Origin of the sequence: Maritalea sp. S77 (assembly GCF_049801075.1) — a bacterium.
In the GTDB taxonomy this organism is placed as follows: Bacteria; Pseudomonadota; Alphaproteobacteria; order Rhizobiales; family Devosiaceae; genus Maritalea.
Genome location: NZ_JBNAGG010000001.1, coordinates 669,578 through 692,061, shown reverse-complemented (window position 1 = coordinate 692,061; position 22,484 = coordinate 669,578). Strand labels below are relative to the sequence as shown.

Genomic DNA, 22,484 nt, shown 5'->3' with positions numbered 1-22,484 from the left:
GCAACGTTAGGAGCAGGAACAATGACCTCATTGATCGATACGCACCAACATCTCATGTATCCCGAGAAATTCGGGTACTCTTGGACCAACGAAATACCGGTACTTAACGACAGGACTTATGACGTTGAGTCCTATGCTGGACTTGTTGGCGGAGATGTCGAAGCCACCATTTTCATGGAAACTGGCGTGGATGAGGCATTTTATCGTCGCGAGACCGAGTTTGCTCTAGAACTGGCGTCTGATAGCACCAACAATATGTTGGGCGTAATCGCTGCGGCGTTTCCTGAGAATGCCAAGGAATTTGACGAATGGCTGGAACATACGACTCAAAACCCACTGATTTGTGGCTACCGTCGTATTTTACATGTCGTCGATAACGCGGTTTCTCAAGACCAGACCTTCCGGCAAAATGTGCGCAAAATTGGCGAAAGCGGTAAAACATTTGATATGTGTTTCCTCGAAAGCCAGCTTCCAGTTGCGATTGAACTGGCAAAGGCGTGTGACAACACCCAACTCATTCTCAATCATTGTGGCGTGCCAAACATCGCTGGCGGTGACATGAAAAACTGGCAGCGCGACATTGCAGAACTTGCAAAAATGGAAAATGTCGCCTGCAAGATCTCCGGCGTCGTCGCTTATTGCGGCCCCGACCAGGACCGGGAAGCCGCCGTACGGCCCTATATCGAGTTTGCCATTGAACAATTTGGTGCAGACCGTTGCGTTTGGGGTAGCGATTGGCCTGTTGTCAATATGGCAGATGGCTTGCCAGATTGGTTGGCGATCACGCAGAAAATCTTCCAAGAAGAAACCGCGGAAAATCGACAAAAAATCTATGCTGACAATGCGCGTCGTATATACCAGCTCAGACGTTAGGGATTAGCCACCAATATCTATGACGATTAGCGCCTCATGGAAGTCATGCGGCGCTTTCGTCCTCATAGATGCCGGAAATGGCCTGCACCAACTTGTCTTCCGTCACGTTGGTAGAGCTGAACGTGTGCATGATTTCGCCATGGAACATGGCCACAATCTTATCGGACACGCTCAAAATCTCCGGCATTTCGGATGAAATGACGATGACGGCATAACCTTGCGCGGCGAGCTCCCTGATCAGATTATGGATTTCGGACTTTGATCCGACGTCAATGCCGCGTGTCGGTTCGTCAACAATGAGCAAATTCGGGTGCATGGAGAGCCATTTGCCGATCACAATTTTTTGCTGATTGCCGCCAGAGAGATTGCCAACAATTTGCTTCCAATTGGGCGTTTTGATCTCAAGCTTTTCTTTGTATTTTTGGAAAATATCCTGCTCCGCTGCTGGAGCGGTGAGGGCGCCCACGGTTAGATCATCGATCTGCGGCAATGTCATATTGTCTCGGCAGTTCATGCCCAAAACTAGCCCTTGGCCCTTGCGATCTTCCGGCACCAAGGAAATGCCATGATTTATGGCATCTGCGGGCGAGTTGATCTCGACCTGTTCCCCATTGAGATAGATCTCGCCGCCAGTTTTGCGGCGCATACCGAAAATGGCTTCAGCAAGTTCGGTGCGCCCAGCGCCCACAAGGCCATAAAAACCAACTACTTCGCCTGCATGAACTTTAAAGCTGACATCTTTAAATAGGTTACCACAGCTTAGATCTTTGACCTCTAGGGTCACTTTGCCTTGCGCCGCAGATTCTTCGGGGCGCGTATGCTCCAGACTGCGGCCAATCATCAGTTTCGTAAGCTCATCCTGATCGGTTTCGCTGGCCTTCAATGTGCCGCGATATTCGCCATCGCGCAGGACAGAAATACGATCGGAAATTTTAAAAATTTCCTCCATACGGTGAGAGATATAAACAATGCCAACGCCTCGGGATTTCAGATCGTCAATAATGTCGAACAGCACCACTTTTTCCGCATCAGTCAGCGAGGCGGTGGGTTCGTCGAAAATAACGGTTTTGGCGTCAACTGTAAGTGCCCGCGCAATCTCAACCATTTGTTTGTTGGCAATGGATAGATCGCCAACGATTGTTTTTGCATCAAAGCTACTGTTCAACCGACCGAGAATTTCATCGACATCGCTGAAAAGTTTGGCCCAGTCCACCTGACCAAACCCCTTCAGGGGCAATTCGCCCATATAGATGTTTTCAGCCACCGACAATTCATCCGCCAAGCTAAGCTCCTGGTGGATAAAGACAATGCCGTTATTCTTTGCTTCCAGTGGCGTACGTAAAACGGTTGGCTTGTCTGCCACGAGAATTTGGCCTTCATCCGGCTGGTAAATGCCGCCCAAGACCTTCATGAGCGTAGATTTACCCGCACCATTTTCGCCCATCAAAGCATGTACTTCACCGGGCAAAATATCGAGGCTAACCTTGTTTAGCGCAATTACGCCCGGGAAGGTTTTGACAATATTGTTGAGAGCAAGAACTGGTTTTTGATCACTCATGCGTTCAACTCCTCTTCGCCTTTGCGGTTAAGCTGGCGGTCAATGTAAAGCACCACAATCAAGATGCTGCCGATGACCAAATTCACCATGGCCGTGTCAGCGCCAATATGGCCCAACCCTTTACGCATAAGCTGGATGGCAATCACCCCGCCCACCGTGCCAATGATTGAGCCGCGACCGCCCGTAAGTTTGGTGCCGCCCAAAACCACGGCCGTGATGATCCAAAGCTCATAAAGCATGCCATCATTAGGGTTCACTGACCCGCTGGCGGAGTAGAAGGTGGCGGAACTGACCGCGACGAGAAACCCGATCAATACATAGTTCCACACCATGTGCGGCCCGACCCGGATGCCCGCATTCACCGCAGCGGTGCGGTTGTCGCCAATGGCAAACGCATTGCGACCGTGCACGGTGCGTTTGGTCAGCCACCAGGTGAACAAAATACAACCAGCAAAGATCAAAATGGGGAGGGGAATGCCAAGCGGGGCCGATTCCGCAATATCCACCAAGGTCCAATTGAGGTGATAAGTCGGCTGCTCGCCGTTATAAAGGAAGACCAGCCCGCGATAGCCCAACATCGAGCCAAGGGTCACAATGAAGGCGTCCACACCGGTTTTCCAGACAATCAGACCGTTGATCGCGCCCAAAACAACGCCAACCAATATAGCCAGCGCCCAAGACACCAAGATGACCCAGTCGCCCAATCCTGCAAAAATGGGCCACGTCATCGAATCCAGAAGCACAATGGCGCATAGGGCAAAGATGGGGCCGACAGAAAGGTCAATATTGCCGTTGATCATGATGATGGTCATGCCAAGGGCAATAATGCCCAACGGCACAGTCTGCTTGATCAGAAGCAACATATTGTCTGGTGCGAGAAAACTGCCTTCAGAGAGTGACAGGAACTCACCGGCAATGCCGAAAAAAGCCAGCTCGAGCGCAATAAAAATCCAGATCGCGCCTTCTTGTAAACGTTTGGAAAGATTTGTCTTTTGCATCATCAGTTCCTCACGCGATGGGCGACCACAATTGGCCGCGTTTGGCGGCAATATCGAGCCAAACCGCCAGAATGATGATGACCCATGTCACGATATATTGGACATAGAATTCGAGACCGATCAGCAGCAGCCCATTTTGGATGAAGCCCAAAATCAGCACACCGATCACGGTTTTGAAAATTGTGCCTGAGCCACCCAAAAGCGACGCGCCACCGAGAATGATGGCCGCAAGGACCTGCAATTCTAGGCCTTGGCCCACAGTGTTTTGACTGCCAAGACTACGGCTTGCCTGGATAAGACCAGCCATGGCCACACAAAATGAGGAAATGAGATAGCAGTAAAACACGATGCGGGCGCGCGGAATGCCAGAGAAAGTGGCGGCGACGCCATTGCCGCCGACGGCATAGACCTTGCGACCAAAGGGAGTCTTGGCAAGAAGCAAGGTCAAGCCGGCGGCGAGCAAGGCAAAGAGCAAGATAGGCACGGGGATGCCCAGAATTTCGCCTTGGCCAAAAAAGCTAAACCATGTGCCGCTCTTATCAGCAATGTCCATGTTTTTGCCGCCGCTATAAGTGAGCGTGAGACCATGAATGGCGGAAAGCATACCAAGGGTTACAATCAATGAGTTGAGCTTGAGATAACCAACCAAAAAGCCGATAAGCGCGCCAAGCGCCATGGTCATCACAAACATTGCAGGAATGCCGAGCAGGGGGCCGATCTTGTCGTGCAAATCCAGCACAACAATGGTGGAAAAAGACATCATGGACCCAACGGATAGATCTAAGTTTCCACTGACCACCACAAAGGTTACGCCAATGGCCATCACGCCCAAAATGGCTGAAGACCGCACAACCCCAAGCACATTATCTGATGTGATAAAGCGTGGGTTCAATACAGTGAAAACGATCATAAAGATGATAAAGGCAACGAGGATGCCGTGTTTGGCCAACAACTCCCCGATCACCTTCAAATTACCCTGCGCCATGGTCCCCCCTAAAGTAAACGGTGCGGCAAATTTGAAAAACAAGTATAGCGCAGACACGCGTGAGGATTATTCACGCGTGTCTGACATAGCGTTTCTTAGAAAACAGGCTTGTCGAACTCAGACATGTTGTCCTGAGTGATCTTGGGGGTGTCGAAATAGTTGAGGAACGGCACGTCTGTACCTTCCAAAATATCAATCGCTGTTTTCAATGCAGCTTCCGCATCATCAACAGGGGATTGATAAATTGAACCCCAATATTCACCGCGGCCCATGGCTTCATAGCCAACGGCAAAGTTTGTGGCGCCAACAAAGATGATCTCACCTTCACGACCAGCAGCTTTTGCCGCATTCAATGCGCCAACGCCCATATTGTCATCGCCAGAATATACGCCATCAATATCGTCATATTTCACCAAGAAGGCTTCCATAACCTTTTGAGACTTCTCGCGGTTCCAATCGCCCGGCTGGGTTTCCACCAGCGTCACATTTGGGCAAACTTCTGGGAGGCGTTCTTCAAAGCCTTGAGCGCGCTCAATGGCTGTCGTGTAGCCTGGCTGTCCGGAAATCTGAACAATTTGAGCCTCGTCCTCAATGCCCATTTCCTTAAACTTGTCGCACATGATTTCTGCAGACCGCGAACCCTGTGTGATATTATCCGGACCAGAGAAAGAACGAACAAAATCAAAGCCTTCTTCGGCGATGTTAGAGTTGGTCACGATCACAGGAATGCCCGCATTGTGCGCTTTACGCACTGCCGGAATAACCGCCTGACCATTGGTCGGCCAAATGATGATTGCATCTACTTTTTGCTGAATAAGATCTTCCATCTGAGCGATCTGACGCGCAACGTCACCGCCAGCGTCCAAGACGACTGCATCAACTTTGTCATTTGCATCTGACGCGGCAATGAAAGCCTTTTCATAAGTTGTTTGATAGCTGTCAACGCCAACATTGTTTTGCGTGATGCCAATGGTGAAGTCAGCCGCGCTAGCTGCACCCGCCATCGCGAATGTTGCTAAAGCTGTTGAAACGACAAGCGTTTTGCGAAAATTCATTTCTTTCCTCCCAATGAATTCCAGTGATTTGAATTCAGAACTGATCTTGAGGTGTAACCCAAGACGCCATCCGAAATCGAATAGCTCGGCTGATTGAAGCAAATAACCCAAACATAAATAGTCGAAAAAATATCCATAATGAACATTTCATGGTCCATAATGGATAGAATGCCCATTTAACGGCTTTCAATTTGAACATTTTATGGAGGTGAGCATGCCGAAAGGAAAACATGATGGTTCTCGACGGTCAAATACAGCCATGGCCAACGCTTTAGAAGCGAGGCCAAAAATTATGGGGAGGAATGGCGCATCAGAACAGGTAGCTTCGTCGCAACACAGGGTGGATATCCTGCAAACTGTTGAATTTCTTGACAGCTTTATGGACGAGCTTGACCACGCTTTTGAGGTCTACGCGCCAAATCCGTATATTAGAATGTCTTTGCATCTCATTCAAAACCACTTTTTAGGGAAGACGGTGACGCCAACATCACTGATTGGCGCGTCCGGCGTTCCCTATGCGACGGCCAACCGTCGTTTGAGTGAGATGGTGGAACGTGGCCTTGTGGACCAACGCCCGCGCACCCAGTCCGGCAAGACCTATTCTATGCACCCGAGCGACAAGTTGCTGAAATCCTGGATGCAGTTTTCAGAACGTGCAAAGCGCCTTGCGAGCCAGAGTTTTGTGAATGCCGAAGAGGGCGAAGGCGCCGCTGATTATTATTTTGGCGGTTCTTATATGTCGGCCAAATCTATCCCGCCCATGAAGATATTGCCCGAACCATTGAAGTTGAACGGTGGCCTGCGCGTACTGGTGCATGGCGACCCAACATTTATGGTGATGGAGTCGCTCAAGCGTCAATTTGAGCAAGTTGTTGGAACGCCGATCCATCAACGTGCATTCTCGATTGACCGCCTGCGAGAAGAAATTTTGCGCAATTCAGGGCGCAAGGCCAGCATGTACGACATCGTGGCTGTTGATCTGCCTTGGGTGGGCGAACTGGTCGAGAAGGGTGTGCTGCTGCCGCTTGATTCTGTTCTGGATCAAACAAGGCTGGACCCGGCAGATTTCCACACAGCCGGGTGGTCTGCTGCCCATTGGAACGAGCGTGCCTATGCAGTGCCCGCTCAAACCACACCAGAACTCCTGTTTTACCGCAAAGACTTGTTTGCGGATGCGGGAATCGAGCCACCGGTGACCACCGATGAAGTGTTGCGTGCCGCGGCCTATTTCCACAACCCAACGCAAGGCCGTTACGGGGTGGCGTGGAATGCGGCAAAAGGCACCGCGCTCGGACACACATTTTTGATGACCCTAGCGGATTTCGGCCAGCCAATCTTGGATTTGCCGGAAATTGCAGGCGGTTATGACGCGTCGAGATTAGCCACGGAAAAATATAAGCTCTGTATCGATACCGAACGGGGGCTTGCCGCAGCGGAATATCTGCTTGAGCTGTTGAAATATTCGCCACCAAACATTCTTTCTATGTCTTGGTTTGAACGCGTTCGACCTTATGCAGCTGGTGAAATTCCGATGGCATATGGCTATACATTGTTGGCGCCATATTTTGAGCAGGATGCAACGTCACCCGCTTCGGGCAAAACCGGATATCTGCCACACCCGTCGGGTATGGGCGCACAGCAAATCGCGCCCGTGGGCGGATATGCATTGGCGATTCCGGCGAACATCGCGCCAGATCGGCTGCAGGCAGCGGCGGAGGCCTTGATCGTATTCACGTCGCCAGAGGCGCAAAAACTCTATGTGCAGAATGGTAGCCTGACCAACCCTAGATATTCTGTGGCGTCAGACCCGGAAGTGCGCCGGTCTTCAATCGTCTTTGAAGCGGTGGACGGCATGTCTTGGCGCGACGAGCTTCAATTTTGGCCGCGGCCACCCATTCCGCAAATCACCGACATTATTCGCGTTTGTGGCGAAGAGTTGCACGACATGTTGCGCGGCGTACAGCCCGCAAAAATGGCGTTGCAGCGTGCACAGGAACGCGCTGAACAAATTATGCAAACTTAGGTTTCGAGGAGGAAAAAATGGACCCTAATCGTTTGAAAGGTAAGAATATTCTCATCACTGGTGCCGCCCAAGGTATGGGGGCAGCAAATGCAGAATATTTCGCAGCACAAGGGGCAAATGTTTGCCTTGGCGATGTGAATGTTGACGGGGTCCAGGAAGTTGCTGAACGGATTAATAAGGCGGGCAATGGCGAAGCCGTTGCTGTGAAACTTGACGTGACCAGCCGTGCGGAAAATGCCGCCGCTGTGGCCAAAACAGTTGAAGCATTCGGCTCCATCAATGTGGCTCTCATGAACGCAGGCATCAACAAGCCACGCATGTTCATGGACATTGATGAAGAGAATTGGGACATGATCATGAACGTGAATGCCAAAGGCATGCTGTTGGGCATGCAGGAGGCGGCACGCCAGATGATCAAGCAAGGCCCAATGGAAGATCACCCATATAAGATCATCAATGTGGGATCGATCGTTTCCCGCACCGCATTTTTAGACGTAATTCCATACTCCTGCTCAAAATATTCTGCTCTCGCCATGATTATTGGCGGCGCAAAAGCCCTTTGGGAGCACAAAATCACCGTAAATGGCTATGGCCCTGGTGTGGTAAAAACTGAGCTTTGGGAACAGCTGGACAAAGATTTGGTTGAGATTGGCATGTTCGAAAAAGAAGGCCAATCCATGGATCATTTGGCGCAAACCATGATCCTGATGAAGCAATTGTCGACTCCCGACGACGTGAAGGGCACCGCAGCCTTCTTATGCTCGGATGAAAGCGACTACATGACCGGCCAGCTCCTGATGATTGATGGCGGCATGATCATGCAATGATCGCTTGATAACCCCACACATTTTGGCTGCACCGCCAACTATCCACGCTGGATATTGGGCGATGATGGCGCATTGAGGCGCCTGAACAAAGGACACAAAGATGAGAAATGCTCTGACACCAAACATTTTGACCCCGCAGGATTTGGACCCAAATTGGCAATGGGAAGGGCGCTTGCCAGCTTGGGGGCACACCTCAGTTGATTTTGAACGCCGGATCGACCACGACCGTTTGCGCCGCTATCGTCTGTCGCGGACCCGTGAAGCACTTAAAGCGTCGGATTGCGGCACGCTTTTGCTGTTTGATGTGAACAATATTCGCTATGTCAGCGCCACAAAGATTGGCGAGTGGGAACGGGACAAAATGTGTCGCTTTTGCCTGCTGACAGGCGATGATGCACCTTATGTTTGGGACTTTGGCTCAGCAGCAGTGCACCATAAAAAATTCTCTGATTGGCTGGTTCCCGACCATTGTCGGGCAGGCGTGGTTGGCATGCGCGGGACAATTCCCCCTAGCTTCGGTCTTATGAAAAAATATGCCGAGGAGATTGCCGGACTTATTCGCGACGCTGGCATGATCGATATGCCCGTGGGTGTCGACTACGCCGAAACGGCCATGTTCTACGCGCTGAAAGAAGCGGGGTTGAACGTGGTGGACGGTCAGCAAATCATGCTGAGCGCACGGGAGATCAAAAACTGGGACGAGATCCAGTTGCTGACTCAAGCGGCCTCAATGGTCGATGGCGTTTATCACATGATTTATGAAGAGCTGAAGCCGGGCGTGCGCGAGAACGATATCGTCGCCATGTCCAACAAGATGCTCTACGAAATGGGGTCTGACGATGTGGAAGCCATCAACGCCATCTCAGGTGAGCGGTGCAATCCACACCCACACAACTTTACCGACAGAATGTTCCGCCCCGGCGATCAGGCCTTTTTCGATATTTTGCAAAGCTATCAAGGCTATCGCACGTGCTATTACCGCACATTCAATATCGGCAAATCGACCCCTGAGCAGCGTGACGCCTATGTGAAATGTCGTGATTGGCTGGATGCTGCGATCCAAGCGATTAAGCCGGGTGTGGGCACCGATCAGGTGGCCAAGCTTTGGCCAAAGGCGGAAGAATTCGGGTTCCCGGATGAACTCTCTGCGTTCGGCCTGCAATTCGGCCATGGCTTGGGTCTCGCCCTGCATGAACGGCCCATCATTAGTCGTGCCGTGAGCTTGGATAATCCGATGGAAATTAAAACCGGTATGGTGTTCGCACTCGAAACCTATTGCCCGGCGGCAGACGGATATTCCGCAGCACGGATCGAAGAAGAAGTGGTGGTGACAGACACCGGCTGTGAAGTGATCAGCTTGTTCCCCGCTGAAGAACTCCCGATCGCCAACCGATACTAAGCAGGATCGCACCATGAGCAGAAATGCCAAAAATTCTAATCACGAGGCCTATGTGCGCATGTATCAGCAAATGGTGCGTATCCGGGCCTTTGAAGACAATGCAAATAAGCTATATTTGGCGGCCAAAATGCCGGGGCTGACCCACATGTATTCTGGGCAGGAAGCTGTGGCCGTCGGGATTTGTGAGGCGCTGAAAAGCACCGACAAAATCACATCCACCCACCGGGGGCATGGCCATTGTGTCGCTAAAGGCGCGGATTTCAAGGAAATGTTCTGCGAATTGCTGGGCAAAGAAGAAGGCTATTGCCGCGGCAAAGGCGGCTCCATGCATATTGCCGATCAGGAGAACGGCAATCTGGGCGCCAATGCCATTGTGGGCGGCAGCGCCGGAATTGCCACGGGCGCGGCACTCTCTGCCAAACATTTGGGCAAAGATGATGTGACCGTTTGCTTCTTCGGTGATGGCGCACTGGGCCAAGGCTTGCTTTACGAAGTGATGAACATGGCCGCCCTTTGGAACTTGCCTGTCATCTACGCCTGCGAAAACAATCTATATGGCGAATATACAAAGGTTGAAGAAATGGCGGCGGGCGAACTAACGGCGCGCGCCAAAGCCTTTGGCATTGAGACCTTTGTTGTGGACGGCCAAGATGTGTTGGCGGTCAATAAATTGAGTGAAGAGCTTGTTGAGCGGGCGCGCAAAGGCGAGGGACCGTTTTTCATTCAGCTCGATACTTATCGCTATCACGGCCACCATGTGGGCGACATTAACCGCGAATATTATCGCCCCAAAGACGAAGAAGAGCTTTGGAAAACCGAACGTGATCCCATCACTAATTTCGGCGCATGGCTGTTGAAAGAAAAAGTGCTGAGCCAGGAAGAGCTTGATCAGATCAATGAGGATGTCAGCCAAGACGCCAAAGATGCGGTGGCCTATGCCGAAGCGGCGAAATATCCCGACATATCGGAGGTTGATATGCATGTTTATAAGCAAAATCCGGTGGGAGGCGCAGCATAATGCGGGAAATTACACTCTCAAAAGCGGTAAATGAGGCTATTGCCGAGGAAATGCGCCGCGACTCTGCCATCTTTTTGATGGGGGAAGACGTGGCCGAGGCGGGCACGCCGTTCAAAGTGCTGTCCGGTCTTGTCGAAGAGTTCGGGCCAAATCGCATTCTGGACACGCCGATTTCCGAACCCGGCTTTATGGGTATGGCGGTAGGTGCCGCCATGACTGGGTCGCGACCTATTGTCGATTTGATGTTTGGCGATTTCATCTTTTTGGTGATGGACCAATTGTGCAACCAAGCGGCCAAAACCCACTACATGTCTGGCGGCAAGCTAAGCGTGCCGCTGGTGTTGCGCACAAATCTTGGGGCCACTCGCAGATCCGCTGCACAGCATTCGCAATCATTGCATGCTTTGGTCGCCCATATTCCAGGCTTGAAGGTGGCGATGCCCTCCAGTGCCTATGAGGCCAAAGGTCTGATGAAAACGGCCATTCGCGATGAAAATCCTGTGGTCATCTTCGAAGACAAGCTGATGTATAATGACAAGGCCCCTGTGCCCGAAGAGGAATATTTAATCCCCTTTGGCGAAGCCAATATTTTGCGCGAGGGCCGCGACATTACACTGATCGGCACGTCTTCCATGGTGCAAGTGTGCGAAAAAGCAGCAGAGATTCTGGCGGAACAGGGTATTGAGGCCGAAGTGATCGATCCCCGCACCATTGTGCCGCTGGATGAAGAAGCCCTGATCAATTCCGTCAAAAAGACCTCACGCGCCATTGTGGTCGATGAGGGTCACCAAAGTTTTGGCATCACAGGTGAAATCGCCAGCCGTCTGAACGAAAAAGCATTCTATCATCTGGATGCGCCAGTTCAGCGCTTGGGCGCAATGGATGTGCCCGTGCCGTTTTCACCCGCATTGGAAGATATCACCGTGCCAACCCCCGAGCGTGTGGTTGAGCAGGCGTTGAAAGCCGTTAAAGGAGAATTGTTCCATGGCGCATGAAGTGATTATGCCTGCCCTGGGCATGGCGCAGGACACGGGACTGATCGTGTCTTGGCTCAAAAATGAAGGCGATGAAATCAGCATCGGTGATGCCATCATGGAAGTGGAAACCGACAAGGCGACCATGGAAGTGGAAGCGGAAGCGTCAGGCTTTTTGACCAATGTTCGGGCCGCGGCCGGCGACGATGTGCCCGTTGGCGATGTGGTGGCCTATATCTCTGAAAGTGCCGATGAAGTTGTGGAAGGCGGAGCAAAACCAAAAGCAACTGCGGCGAAAGAAGAGGCAGCACCTGCGCAAGAGACGCCAAAAGCTCAAGTTGAAGCGCCGAAGCCTGAACCCGCGCCAGCCAAACAGGTCAATGTTTCTTCCGCTGATGCTGGCGACAAAATCCTGGCGTCACCGAAAGCCAAAAAACTGGCTTATGAAGAAGGTCTAGACATCGCACAATTGGCGGCAAAAGGCGTGCCGCAGCCTTATCATGTAAAGGATTTGGAACAACTGCGTGAAGCGCAAGCCGTTGGTGCAAGTGCGGCGGCATCTGGGGCCCAAACTTTCCATATTGGTGCCTCAGTGCCGCGCAAGAAAGTTGAAGCGTTTAAGGCTTGGCTCAAGGCTGATCATCAGACAGATATTGAAGATGGCTTGATCTGGCTCGGCTTTGCCACCAGCGCTTTTCGGGCGGCGCTTGAAGCGACCGACAATGATGTTTGCGTACTGTCCAGCGAAGCGGGCGGCTATGTCCCCTATTTGAATGCGGACCGTCGCAAACTGGTGGAGATTGCCTCAAGCGAAAGCGACGCGGCACCGGATTTTATTCTGCGTGATCTGACAGAGACCGCGATCGACATGGTGCAGACCAGCGCTGCTGTTTGTCCAACGCTGACCATTGCCCGATCAAAAAAGGCGTTGGTGGTGTCGCTTGCTTATCAATCAGACCAGCTAAGCGACGATCAGGCCATTCAATTTGTGGCCGAGTTTACAGCGCGCTTGAATGAGCCATTGCGGCATTTGCTCTAAGGAATACAAAATGGACCACACAAATCTATACATCAATGGCGAATGGGTCGAAGGCGCGGCAGGCGAGCGGTTTGAGGTTGTCAATCCGGCAACTGAGGATGCGCTGGCCAGTGTGGCCTCTGCCGAAATAGCTGATGCAGACGCGGCGTTGGATGCAGCGGCGCAGGCGATGCCGATCTGGAACAAGAAAACACCGCGCGAGCGCGCCGAAATCTTGCGCAAAGCCTGGGAACTTATGAACGAGCGTCTCGATCATTTCGCGCGATTGATCACATTGGAGAACGGAAAAGCTGGCAATGATGCAACGGGAGAGGCCTCCTATGCAGCAGAGTTTTTCCGCTGGTTTTCCGAAGAATCGGTGCGTACCGATGGGCTCATCACCCATGCTCCCGCTTCAGGCGCGCGCATTGTTGTGCAGCACAAACCCGCGGGCATTGCCGTTTTGGTGACGCCTTGGAATTACCCTGCGGCGATGGGCACACGTAAAATCGCGCCTGCGCTGGCTGCAGGTTGCCCGGTGATCATCAAGCCCGCATCCGAAACGCCATTGACCATGCTGGCCCTGATGCCGTTGCTGGAAGAGGCAGGCGTGCCCAAAGGCATGGTGAATGTGTTGCCCACCAAGAAAACACGCGAAGTGGTAGACCATATGCTGCACGATCCACGCGTCCGCGTGATTTCGTTCACCGGATCAACCGGCGTGGGGCGTAAATTGTTGAAGAGTGCGGCGGACCAAATCCTGAAGCCTGCGATGGAGCTGGGCGGCAATGCGCCGCTGATCGTTTTTGACGATGCAGACATCGACAAAGCGGTTGAAGGGGCGATGCTGGCCAAAATGCGCAATCTGGGCGAAGCCTGCACGGCAGCAAACCGCATTTATGTGCATGAAAAAGTGGAGCGTGCATTTGTAGAGAAATTCTCTGCGGCGATGGGCGCGCTGAAAATGGGCAACGGGCTGGACGAAAGCGTGGATGTCGGGCCACTGGTCAATGCAGACACCCGCGATAAAGTCGCCGCCTTTGTTGAAGATGCAGTGGCCAAAGGCGCCAAGATCGAAATTGGCGGCCATGTGCCCAATGAAAAGGGCTATTTCTATCCACCTACCGTGATGACCAATGTGCCGGAAACGGCAGAATGTGTGCATGACGAGATCTTTGGCCCCGTTGCCGCCATTCAAACCTTCACCGATCAAGACGATGTAATCCGCCGCGCCAATGATACGGAATATGGGCTCGTGGCCTATGTGTTTTCCGAGGATATGAAACGTGCCATGCAAGTGTGTGAGCGCTTGGAATATGGCATGGTCGGGCTGAACCGGGGCCTTGTGTCAGATCCGGCGGCCCCCTTTGGCGGGGTGAAACAATCCGGACTGGGCCGTGAAGGCGGACATGAAGGCATCCTTGAATTCATGGAAACCCAATATATCTCAGCGGAATGGTGATATGAGCTTTGTGGCAAGCCCATCAGTCCGCTCCTATGCGGGCAAACACGGTGTCGATCTGGACCAACTGGCCCGCCAAACGGGCCGAGAATTGATCGGCCGTGAGGACGTGGACAATCACTTGCGGGGCGGCGGCACGCCTGCCGCTGCGGCCACAGACGCCAGCCACGTCCAATATTGGGATGTGGATCACAGCGCCTATGGTGAAGTGACTGAAGAGCCAATGTCGCGCTTTGCCCAAGTGTCAGCGCAAAACTTGGCCGCTGCCAACGCGATGATCCCGCAAGTCACCCACCATGAAGAGGCGAATATTGGCGAAATCGAAGCCTTTCGTGCTGCGTTGAAGCCCGAGCTAGTGGCCAAGGGCGCGAAGCTGACAACACTCGCTTTTCACCTCAAAGCCTTGGCCCAATCATTGCGCGCCTTTCCCCGCTTCAATGCCTCATTGTCCCCTGACGGCAAAACGCTTTACCTCAAGCAATATGTGCATATCGGCGTGGCCGTGGATACGCCGTATGGCTTGATGGTGCCGGTGATCCGCGATGTCGACAAAAAAGGCTTGTTGCAAGTGGGTGCCGAACTTAATGATTTGGCTAAACGCGCGCAACAGCGCAAAGTCCGCCCCGAAGAAATGGGCGGCGCATCCATCACGATTTCCAATCTGGGCGGTATTGGCGGGGTAGGGTTCACCCCGATTGTGAACCCGCCACAAGTTGCGATTTTAGGCATTAGCCGTACTGAAACTAAACCCAAATGGGACGGTAAACGCTGGCAGCCCGCAAAAATGGTGCCATTGGACCTGAGCTATGATCACCGCGTGATCAATGGCGCAGACGCAGCTCGCTTTATGGTGCATTTCGCCAATCTATTGGAGGGGCCTAGAAGACTACTGACGTAGTCTTCTTAAATGGCGATCATTGCGTGTTCACCTGATGATTGCTGCATGGCGTCAACAATGCGTTGAACTTCAACAGCTTCGTCAAAATCGGTCTGGCAAAATGCGTTGTTAGCGTAGGCCTGCAACAGCTCTGCAACTTCGATGACTTTTAGGTCGTTAAACCCAAGGTGATGACCGGGGGCAGGGCAAAAATTTCCGTAGGGATAATGCTGCGGGCCACTTTCGATTTTGGTGAAGCCAGATCGTTTTGGATCACTGGACGTGACGAGTAACTCATTCATGCGTTCTTGTGAGAATGAAATTGCGCCTTTTGTGCCTGTGATTTCGAATGATAAATCCATCGTTCTGCCACTGGCCGCCCAGTTGGCTTCAATTGTACCGCTCGCGCCGCTTTTAAAGCTAATGACTGCATTTGTAATGTCATCAACTTCGACAGACTTAAGCTCGTTCGAACCAGCGGCCACTGGCCGTTCTTTGTGGATGGTTTTGCATTGGGCGGAAACCGCAGCAAAATCGCCGAGCAGATACCGCGACATGGAAATGATGTGACTACCAATGTCCGCCAAGGCACCGCCGCCATCAATTGCCGTGCGAAACGAATGTGGCGTTGAGGGATCGCACATATAGTTTTCCGCATGTCGGCCCCGGAAATTGACAATTTCACCCAATTCACCGGACTCAACCATCTGTTTTGCAAAGGCAATCAACGGATTGCGCAGAAAGTTGAAACCGACCAAGGTGAGAGCGTTGGCATCTCGCGCGGCTTTTGCCATGCGCTGCGCACTTTCCAGCGTGGTGGAAAGCGGTTTTTCGCAATAAACCGCTTTGCCGGCTTGAAGCGCTTCCATAACGATCGGCTCGTGCAACGCGTTGGGCGCGGTGACCGCCACAATATCGACGTCAGGGTCGTGACAAAGCTCTGTCCAATCGCCAGTGGACCGCTTATAGCCAAGCTGTTGCGCACTTTGCTCCGCCAGTTCGTAGGTTGCATCGGCCAGCATGACGGGCATCGGGGTTACCGACAAATCAAAAAGCCCGGAAACGGAACGAAATGCATTGGCATGACACCGCCCCATAAATCCACTTCCGACCAAACCGATGCCGACAGGTTGTTTTTCAGACATAAATGCCCCTTTTAAATATATTCAGGTTTGACGGTTTCGCCGGTTTTTGCCGAATGGGTGCATGCCAGTGCGATGGCCAAGGCGTTGCGACCATCCGATGCCGAGGGCGAGGGGGCCGCGTCAGCCATAATGGACTGATAGAACGCATCAAGCGCATGTCCGAAGGAGGCATCATAGCGCTCCAAGAAGAAGTGCTTTAACGGTGCTTTCGCCTGGGTAACATCTTGGGTGGAGCGGATAAGGTTTTGATCTCGATGATTTTGCGTTTGCAACATGCCATCGCGACCGAAGGCTTCAATTCGTTGATCAAAACCATAAGCGCATTTGCGGCTGTTATTGATGTGCACAATGCAGCTCGACGGCATTTTTAATGTTGTCATTGTGGCATCGAAATCACCTTCCGCGCCGATTTCAGGATCGAAAAGACAACTGCCAGCGGCGAACACCTCTGAAGGATTTTCGTTTGTAATCCAACACATTAGGTCAATGTCATGAATCGTTCCATCAACAAAATAGCCCCCGGACTGTCTTACATATTGAATGGGCGGTGGTGCTGGCTCTCGGCTCCAGCTCATCAAAAAGGTGAGCGCACCAATGTCACCCGCATCCACGGCTTCTTTCAACGCGGCGACGTCCGGGTCAAACCGACGGTTAAAGCCCAACATGAAGGGAACGCGATGCGTTGCGAGCATATCCAAACAATGATCAACCCGCTCGAGATTTAGATCCAGCGGCTTCTCGCAATAGATTGGCTTACCTGCTTTGGCGCAGGCCGCGATATATTCCAAATGGGTGTTGGTCGGCGTGGCGATCACAACCGCATCAATGTCTGGTGCCGCCAAAAGGTCGTCCAAGGAATCTTCAGCGCGGCCGCCATATTGAGCCGCTACTTTTTGCGCAGACGATAAGCGTGGATTGAAAATAGCGGCCAACTTCATATGCGGATGCGCATTGATTTTGGGTCCATACACATGGGCCATTCTGCCGCTGCCCAAAAGTGCAATATTCAGCATGGTTCAATTCACCCTTTATGATCTTCGATGATATGTGCAGCGCCTTTTTCGCCAATCATAATGGCGGCGGCATTTGTGTTTGCCGTGACAATGCTGGGCATGATGGAAGCGTCAACAACACGCAAATTGACTATGCCATGTACGCGCAGCCGTGAATCAACAACCGCATCCTCATCAATGCCCATTTTGCAAGTGCCTACGGGGTGGAGCAGGGATAGACCGCTTTCGCGCAAATAGGCGGTAAGCTCTTCGTCAGACTGCACCTGTGTACCTGGCGACAATTCATATTCAACCATGCTGGACAATGGTTCAGTTTCGGCGATCATTCTGCCAAATTTAAGCCCGGCAAGTGCCGCTTGAACATCTTCCTCATGCTCGAGAAAGTTAAACTGAATTTTGGGCTGATCTTCCAACCGCGGGCCTGAAAGAGTTACACGCCCGCATGATTTGGGTCGCATATGTTCTGCCAAAATGGTGAAGCCGGAAAATGGATGTGGCTTGAGTTCTTCATCAGTGCACCAAGCCATGAACGTGACCATCATATCCGGCCGATCAATATGCGGTTGGCTTTTGATGAAAGTGTTGGAATAATTGCCATTATCCGCAAATGGGCCCGTTCTGAACAACAGAAAGCGCAACAGCTGCAACCCACCCTTCAGCGGGTTATTATAAAGGTCGTTCACAGTGGAATGTTCGCGCGACCGATATTCAGCACCAATGCCGAAATGGTCGCGTAGATTTTCACCAACACCGGGCACATTGTGCTTCACAGGGATGCCGTGCGCCTGAAGCTCATTTGCCGGGCCGACGCCAGATAATTTAAGCAATTGCGGGGAATTGAACGTACCGCCGCACAAGATGGTTTCGCGATTTGCTTTGGCGGTTTGGCGGCCTGTGCGGTCTTGCCATTCTACCCCAACAGCCTTGCCATCTTCAATGATCACACGATGAACCATCGCGTGGGTGACGATGTGAATATTTTCTTTGCCCGGACCATTCAAAAATGCCCCGGCAGTGCTTTGACGCCAACCTTTTTTGGTGGTGGTTTGTATGTAGCCTGTGCCTTCTTGCGTTGCGCCATTAAAGTCCGGATTGCGCGGCACGCCCAGCGCTTCAGATGCCGCATGAAACGCCTCACCGAGCTTATGCTCAGTCCTCAAATCAGATACGGCTTGCGGTCCGCCGACACCGTGAAATTGATCAGGGCCACGCTCTTGATCTTCACTTTTCTTGAAATAGGGCAACACGTCAGACCAGCCCCAGCCATCGCACCCCAAATCGCGCCAATGGTCAAAATCTTCTTGCTGGCCGCGCATATAGATCATGCCGTTTATAGAGCCGCTGCCGCCCATAACCTTGCCACGGGGTTGAAACAATTGCCGATTGTTGAGGTAGGGTTCGGGCTCGCTTTCATAGCACCAATTGACGGATTTATTGGCGTAAAGCTGTGAATAGCCAAGGGGGATGTGAATCCAAGGATTGCGATCTTTGCCACCCGCTTCGAGCAGTAGAGTTTTAAACCCGGCTTCGCCCAATCTGCCCGCGACCACGCAACCTGCCGAGCCTGCGCCAACCACAATAAAATCATAGCTTGTGCTGGATTGTGACATATAAACTCCGAAAAATGACTTTTGGAGATGATGACATTTCACCCAAAATGCGCCTATCGGCCAGTTATCCGTTTTGGATACAAAAAGGGCGGACAATACCAACAGCATTGCCCGCCTAAGTTCACACAGAGGATTGTGCGAGGTTAGGTTTGGGAGACAGCAGAAATTAGATTTTCTTCCGTTTGGCTTTGTCCTGAAAAGCTGCCGACAATTTTGCCATTTGCCATGGCGAGCACGCGGTGGCTAACGCCCAACACTTCCGGCATTTCCGAAGAGATAACGATCACCGCCAAGCCTTGCTCTGCCAGCTCGGCGATCAGCTCGTGAATAGACGATTTTGATCCAACATCAATGCCGCGTGTGGGCTCATCCAGAATGATAAGGTTGGGGCTTGAACATAGCCATTTTGCCAAAACGAATTTCTGCTGATTGCCACCTGATAGTTTGGCAACCGGCTGCTCTGGGCCTGTGGTCTTAATATCAAGCGCCTGTTGAAACTGTTGGTAGGTTTCGAGTTCTTTTTCTTTTGAAATGACACTCAGATTCGAAAAGTATTGAAGATGCGGCAGCGTGATATTTTCACGCCCACCCATGCCCAACACGAGACCTTGCTCTTTTCGACTTTCAGGGACCAACGCGATGCCAAGTTCAATGGCATCAGCTGGTGTAGGGTGCGGAATCTCTCGACCCTTCCACTTAATCTTCCCGCTTTGGGCTTTGCGGATGCCGAAAATGGTCTCAACCACCTCTGATCGGCCAGCGCCCACCAAACCGTAAAGCCCGAGCACTTCGCCCGACTTGACTGAAAAGCTAACATCGTTGAACAGGCCATCGGCACTCAAATCTTCAACTTCCAGCACGTCACCACCAAATACCTCTTTGGCACGGTGGAAATAAGTGTCGAGGTCGCGGCCAATCATGGCCCGCGTGATTTCATCAACACTTGTATCCGCGGTGATTTTAGTGCCTTGCACCTGGCCATCACGCAAAATGGTAATGCGATCAGTGATTTCAAAGATCTCATCCATCTTATGAGAAATATAGATGATGCCTTTGCCGCGCGAACGTAGATCCTCAATGGTCTCGAATAGCTGGGCTTTTTCATTGTCCGTAAGAGAGGCGGTGGGCTCGTCAAAAATCACAATATTGGCGTTGAACGCCTGAGCACGTGCAATCTCTACCATTTGCTGGCGCGCGATGGACAGCTGGCCAACACGTTCATCTGGACCAAAGTCACAGCCAAGCGCATCCAACGCCTGCTGCGTTTGATTGCGCAACTTACGCTTTTGCAACACGCCAAAACTATTGGTTGGCCATGCACCCAGATAGATATTTTCTGCCACCGACAGCTCTGGGGATAAGGAGAGTTCCTGATGGATCAGCAAGATCCCTTTCATCCGCGCATCTAGCGGCGAATGAACTTGCATCTCTTTGCCCAAATATTTGATGCTGCCTTGCTCCGCCGTGTGCAACCCTGCAAGCACTTTCATCAATGTGGATTTGCCAGCGCCGTTCTCGCCCACGAGGGCCAGCACTTCGCCTTGCTTCACATCCAAGTTCACATTGTCGAGCGCTTTGACGCCGGGGAACGTTTTGGTGATACCCTCTAGTTCTAAAAGTGTGGTGTTCTGGGTCATGACGTTTTCTTCCGTGAGATACCAGACAAAAAGTGATCAAGCAGCAATGCCAGAATAAGTACCGCACCCATAACCATGAGCTCCACATAGTTGGGCGTGCTCAGGAGACGCAGGCCATTGCGCATGACGGCTAAGGTCAAAACCCCACCAATGGTCATCCACAACGTGCCATAGCCACCCGTAAGCCGCACACCGCCGAGCACAACGGCAATGATGGTCCATAACTCCCATATTTTGCCCGCATTTGGCTCCGCTGTGCCCAAGCGCATGGACAGCAAGATGCCCGCAACTGCTGCAAGTCCGCCGCAAATAGTGAAATTGATGATTTTATTGCGCTTTACATTAATGCCTGCATCGTGCGCAGCTTCTATATTATCGCCTACCGAATAGGCTTCACGACCATGTCGCGTGGACGTCAAAATCCATTGAAAAAGAAAGGCGAGGCCCAAAAAGATCATCGCTGTGATTGAAAAGGGCCCAAGGTAGATTTCAGGATATTCAGTATATGAAAAATCACTGACCATCAGCGCGTTTTCACCTGTATAAATGAACACAAGTCCGCGCACGCCAATCAACGCGCCCAAGGTCACGATAAAGGAGTGAATGCCGGAAAGGGCAATAATTGTCCCATTCAAGGCACCAAGTGCCACACCGGAAAGCAAACCGCAAAAAACAGCGGGCCACACACCGATAGAATCTTGGAGGCCGATGGCCAGCGCACTGGCCAAAGCCAAAACCGCGCCGACTGACAGATCAATTTCACCATTGATCATCACCAGAGTCATGCCAATGGCCAAAATGCCGATAAAGGCGGATTGGGTGAGCACATTGCTCAGATTGTTCACCGTCAAAAAATACGGGGAGGCGAGAGAAAACGCGCCAAATACCACCAGAAAGAACACCCAAATATGGTTGCGCAACAGCCAGTTTTTGATCGACGTAAGAAAGGAGATTTTGTTGGGAGTAGACATTTATGCAAATACCTTTCCGCGCTTAGCACCGAGATCAATCCAAACCGCGAGGATGATCACAACCCAAGTGACAAGCCATTGAACATAATAAGGATATCCAAGCAGGAGCAGGCCGTTTTGAATGAAGCCCAGCATGGTGATGCCGAGAATGGTGCGCCAAATGCCGCCAGAGCCGCCCAGCAACGAGGTGCCACCGAGAATAATGCCCGCAAGCACCGTAAGCTCATAGCCTTGGCCAATTGTGTTTTGCGCCCCCATAACCCGGCTCCCCATGATTATGGCAGCCAGTGCCGTGGTTAGGCCGGACAAGATGTAAGCAAAGAAAATTGTTTTGCGGGTATCAATGCCAGAGAATTTACTCGCTGTTTCATTGCCGCCAACCGCAAAGATTTGCCGACCAAATGTGGTGCGGGTCAACACAAAGCTTGCGACGATCGCGGTGAGAATAAATATCAGCGCGGGAACTGGAATTTCAAATAAATCGGCACGCCCAAAAAACGCGAACCAAGTGTCCTGCGCATTTTGCACATTCACATTGGCGCCGCCGGAGTAAAACAAGGTCAGACCTTGCAGGAATGAAAGCATTGCCAGCGTTACGATCAGGGCGTTCAACCCAATAAAACCGATCAACATGCCATTGATGGCGCCGATTACAATGCCGCCAATCAATACATAGATGATAGCCATAAATGGACCCGACACATTGTGTTGGTCAACAACGATCACCGTCAAAAATGTGAGCATCGACCCCACAGACAGATCGAAACGACCGGTAATGACTACAAAAGTCACGCCGATCGCGATCATCCCTGTTATCGAAACCTGACGGATGACATCTAGAAAGTTGCCGACGGTCAAAAATGTGTCAGTGGTAAACGCAACCCCGGCTAAGAAAATGCCAAATGCGAATAAAAGACCGTGCCGCCTGATGAGGGCGGTCATATCCTGTTTTAACATAGGCAAAATCTCTCCTCCGCACTTTGCCTGATAAGAATCTATTGTAAACTGGCGCAAATCGAAACGGTCGAACAGGGCAGGTTC

The 22,484-nt window shown here is 51.8% G+C and carries 19 protein-coding genes; 9 read left to right on the top strand and 10 right to left on the bottom strand.

Annotation, left to right across the window (positions count from 1 at the left end):
- Window positions 1–21: 21 nt before the first annotated feature.
- On the top strand, window positions 22–873 hold the full coding sequence (locus tag ACP15Y_RS03180; RefSeq protein ID WP_424981553.1) for an amidohydrolase family protein: 852 nt from the start codon (window positions 22–24) through the stop codon (window positions 871–873).
- A 43-nt stretch (window positions 874–916) separates the two neighbouring features.
- Here ACP15Y_RS03180 and ACP15Y_RS03175 read toward each other — a convergent pair whose 3' ends face one another.
- From ACP15Y_RS03175 to ACP15Y_RS03160, 4 genes are all read right to left on the bottom strand, one after another.
- A complete protein-coding gene (locus tag ACP15Y_RS03175) occupies window positions 917–2,431 on the bottom strand; it encodes a sugar ABC transporter ATP-binding protein (RefSeq protein ID WP_424981552.1) in 1,515 nt (504 codons plus the stop codon).
- Entirely contained in the window at window positions 2,428–3,429 is a 1,002-nt protein-coding gene (locus ACP15Y_RS03170; RefSeq protein ID WP_424981551.1) for an ABC transporter permease, read from the bottom strand. The genes ACP15Y_RS03175 and ACP15Y_RS03170 overlap by 4 nt, the downstream gene beginning before the upstream one ends.
- Window positions 3,430–3,439: 10 nt before the next feature.
- Window positions 3,440–4,414 carry an ABC transporter permease gene (locus ACP15Y_RS03165; RefSeq protein WP_424981550.1) on the bottom strand — a complete coding sequence of 325 codons (975 nt, stop codon included), beginning with the start codon at window positions 4,412–4,414 and terminating at the stop codon, window positions 3,440–3,442.
- 95 nt (window positions 4,415–4,509) lie between these two features.
- Complete coding sequence (locus tag ACP15Y_RS03160; RefSeq protein ID WP_424981549.1) at window positions 4,510–5,469, bottom strand: sugar ABC transporter substrate-binding protein; 960 nt, start codon at window positions 5,467–5,469, stop codon at window positions 4,510–4,512.
- A gap of 214 nt (window positions 5,470–5,683) precedes the next feature.
- Between ACP15Y_RS03160 and ACP15Y_RS03155 the strand changes: the two genes are divergently transcribed.
- The 8 genes from ACP15Y_RS03155 to ACP15Y_RS03120 all read left to right on the top strand — a co-directional run bounded on the left by ACP15Y_RS03155 (window position 5,684) and on the right by ACP15Y_RS03120 (window position 15,088).
- Window positions 5,684–7,492, top strand: coding sequence for an ABC transporter substrate-binding protein (locus ACP15Y_RS03155; RefSeq protein ID WP_424981548.1), 1,809 nt, complete (start codon window positions 5,684–5,686; stop codon window positions 7,490–7,492).
- 17 nt (window positions 7,493–7,509) lie between these two features.
- Window positions 7,510–8,319 carry an SDR family NAD(P)-dependent oxidoreductase gene (locus tag ACP15Y_RS03150; RefSeq protein WP_424981547.1) on the top strand — a complete coding sequence of 270 codons (810 nt, stop codon included), beginning with the start codon at window positions 7,510–7,512 and terminating at the stop codon, window positions 8,317–8,319.
- Between the two features lie 100 nt (window positions 8,320–8,419).
- A complete protein-coding gene (locus ACP15Y_RS03145) occupies window positions 8,420–9,718 on the top strand; it encodes a M24 family metallopeptidase (protein WP_236113905.1) in 1,299 nt (432 codons plus the stop codon).
- A gap of 13 nt (window positions 9,719–9,731) precedes the next feature.
- Window positions 9,732–10,736 (top strand): thiamine pyrophosphate-dependent dehydrogenase E1 component subunit alpha, encoded by a 1,005-nt coding sequence (locus ACP15Y_RS03140; protein ID WP_424981546.1) that lies wholly within the window; start codon window positions 9,732–9,734, stop codon window positions 10,734–10,736.
- On the top strand, window positions 10,736–11,731 hold the full coding sequence (locus ACP15Y_RS03135) for an alpha-ketoacid dehydrogenase subunit beta (protein WP_424981545.1): 996 nt from the start codon (window positions 10,736–10,738) through the stop codon (window positions 11,729–11,731). Before ACP15Y_RS03140 ends, ACP15Y_RS03135 begins: the two co-directional genes overlap by 1 nt.
- Window positions 11,721–12,749, top strand: coding sequence for a biotin/lipoyl-containing protein (locus ACP15Y_RS03130; protein WP_424981544.1), 1,029 nt, complete (start codon window positions 11,721–11,723; stop codon window positions 12,747–12,749). Before ACP15Y_RS03135 ends, ACP15Y_RS03130 begins: the two co-directional genes overlap by 11 nt.
- A 10-nt stretch (window positions 12,750–12,759) precedes the next feature.
- Entirely contained in the window at window positions 12,760–14,190 is a 1,431-nt protein-coding gene (locus ACP15Y_RS03125; RefSeq protein WP_424981543.1) for an NAD-dependent succinate-semialdehyde dehydrogenase, read from the top strand.
- Window position 14,191: 1 nt separating this feature from the next.
- Entirely contained in the window at window positions 14,192–15,088 is an 897-nt protein-coding gene (locus ACP15Y_RS03120; RefSeq protein ID WP_424981542.1) for a 2-oxo acid dehydrogenase subunit E2, read from the top strand.
- A gap of 5 nt (window positions 15,089–15,093) precedes the next feature.
- Here the strand turns inward: ACP15Y_RS03120 and ACP15Y_RS03115 are convergent, their stop codons facing one another.
- The 6 genes from ACP15Y_RS03115 to ACP15Y_RS03090 all read right to left on the bottom strand — a co-directional run bounded on the left by ACP15Y_RS03115 (window position 15,094) and on the right by ACP15Y_RS03090 (window position 22,400).
- Window positions 15,094–16,212: a Gfo/Idh/MocA family protein gene (locus ACP15Y_RS03115; protein WP_424981541.1), complete on the bottom strand. Its 1,119-nt coding sequence runs from the start codon at window positions 16,210–16,212 to the stop codon at window positions 15,094–15,096.
- An 11-nt stretch (window positions 16,213–16,223) separates the two neighbouring features.
- Window positions 16,224–17,225 (bottom strand): inositol 2-dehydrogenase, encoded by a 1,002-nt coding sequence (iolG, locus tag ACP15Y_RS03110; RefSeq protein ID WP_424981540.1) that lies wholly within the window; start codon window positions 17,223–17,225, stop codon window positions 16,224–16,226.
- Between the two features lie 8 nt (window positions 17,226–17,233).
- Window positions 17,234–18,835, bottom strand: coding sequence for a GMC family oxidoreductase (locus tag ACP15Y_RS03105; RefSeq protein WP_424981539.1), 1,602 nt, complete (start codon window positions 18,833–18,835; stop codon window positions 17,234–17,236).
- 143 nt (window positions 18,836–18,978) lie between these two features.
- The gene (locus ACP15Y_RS03100) at window positions 18,979–20,472 is read right to left on the bottom strand and encodes a sugar ABC transporter ATP-binding protein (protein ID WP_424981538.1); all 1,494 of its coding nucleotides are present in this window, start codon (window positions 20,470–20,472) and stop codon (window positions 18,979–18,981) included.
- Window positions 20,469–21,443 carry an ABC transporter permease gene (locus tag ACP15Y_RS03095; protein ID WP_424981537.1) on the bottom strand — a complete coding sequence of 325 codons (975 nt, stop codon included), beginning with the start codon at window positions 21,441–21,443 and terminating at the stop codon, window positions 20,469–20,471. The genes ACP15Y_RS03100 and ACP15Y_RS03095 overlap by 4 nt, the downstream gene beginning before the upstream one ends.
- Window positions 21,444–22,400, bottom strand: coding sequence for an ABC transporter permease (locus ACP15Y_RS03090; RefSeq protein WP_424981536.1), 957 nt, complete (start codon window positions 22,398–22,400; stop codon window positions 21,444–21,446). It abuts the gene before it with no gap.
- Window positions 22,401–22,484 lie beyond the last annotated feature (84 nt).